1 protein-coding gene is annotated in these 1,729 nt (G+C 49.2%); it reads right to left on the bottom strand.

Features of this window, described 5'->3' with window-relative positions; translation table 11 throughout:
- Positions 1 to 160: 160 nt before the first annotated feature.
- The coding region (locus B3F49_RS05050) for a hypothetical protein (protein ID WP_293909427.1) at positions 161 to 1,729 on the bottom strand (1,569 nt) is incomplete at its 5' end.

Genomic DNA, 1,729 nt, shown 5'->3' with positions numbered 1-1,729 from the left:
TCCCGTGCAGATACTACCGCCTTTGTTGATGGAAGGGCAAGTCGAACAAGGACCTAATTATTGTATTTAGAAAGAAATACCTAACGTAGCAAAAGAGTGCGTCAGCTTTTTCTATCAGAAAGCTGACGCTCACTTTCCTAGGGTGAGGTTTATCGGAATCCTAGAAACGAATCTTCATGCCCATGACCAACTGCAGATCACTTGCCTCAGCTGCATACGTTTTTGTAGGTCTTTGATAGATACGCCTTCCGATCCAGTTTGCCTGGGCATACAGGACAAGATTCTTCCAATCGGTATAGCAGGTTCCCGCAAGCCCGACGATAAGGCGTTCGGTGATGTTGTCTCCTGAGGGTGAGGGGCCGGAAACATTGGGAGAATCAGTATTGGTATCCGGGTTCTTGTGATGCGGTTTATCATAGGTCAGCTCCCCCTGCCGATGGATGGTCACCGAGCCTTCGGCAGAAAAGAGGTTGGGTCTATAATACGAGAGCTTTGTCTGCAGGACCTGGCTGTCGGAACCATATGAATAGCCCAAGTAGTCGATGATGACGGGGTCTCCGTCATCATGCTTCATAAGATCTCTGGCAACCAGAAAGTCGACTTTTTCTCTTCGGTACATGGCAGGGTCTACTGATACAACTTCGGCCAGTGCCGTCCAATACCCCTTGTCTTGGCTCCAAGTGTAGGTGAGGCCTCCCAAGTATGCCATGGCATTTGCCATTTCCGCTCCCTCAGAAGAGAGCTGGTATTGGTCGAGGGCAAACTGTCCATGGAGGGACAAGCCCTTTGCAAGAGCAATGTCAGCCTCAATGCTTGCTATGGAGTTGACTTGGTCTGGGTTGTAAATATTGTGATAGATATAGGTGGGATCGAGGTACTGGGGGGAAAGGTTGTCGGCATTTGCCATAATGTTCTCAGAGATGGAGAAGCGTGCCCAACCAAGAGGCCTGAACTCGATGCGGTGGCCTAAGAATACTCGGCTTCCTGCATTTGAAGTACTGAGGTCTGGGAAGAAAAGATAGAGCAGCTGCACCTTGGTGTTCTGGCTGAAGAAGGAGGCTGAAAGGCTGGTATGGTTGGAGATGTGATTTCCAATGACCAAGTTGCCACTGCCCCCCTGCCCCCAGGAGAGAGGGCCTCTGCCCAGGCTTATCGCATACCAGGGTCCTGCATACGTCAACTGACTGTGTCTGGGAAAGTCTGGTTCCAAGGTCTTGTCTGCTGTGGGTATATTGGTGTTGAAGATACGTCGATACAGATAAGCCGAAGTAACAAGCGTGGCTGATCCTTGGTTGAGTATTGCTCCAATACCATACGTTTCCAAGTTTTTTTCTATATCCTTATACTTCGCAGTATATCCTCCCACGCCTGCCTGCAGCGAAGTCTCTAAAAGGAAGGACTTGCTGAATTGCAGCGAAACGCTGAAGTCTAAGAGAGGTTGTCTCTCATCGTAGCTGTATATCCAATCATCAAAGGTCTTGAAGTCGGTACTGTTGGTGTGGGTGTAGGCTTCCAGGGCCAGTGTTGGAGTTACTTTGGCGGAGAAGTTGTCAGTCTTGTTTGTTTGAATTCTCTGCCATGCTTGCTCTTTCAGTTCCTGGTAAGGACTTTGTTGGGGAAGCATGTTCAATATTTGAACAGCTTCGTTGGTATTCCAAGGACGGGATGCAGAGGGGAGGGGAATGCCATGAAGACGATACAGGAGGTCGATCTCCTGATAGATTGGAGA

Source organism: Sphaerochaeta sp. UBA5836, assembly GCF_002432845.1.
GTDB lineage: Bacteria > Spirochaetota > Spirochaetia > Sphaerochaetales > Sphaerochaetaceae > Sphaerochaeta.
The sequence above is the reverse complement of the archived record's forward strand: the minus strand, read 5'-3'. Positions and strand labels throughout refer to the sequence as shown.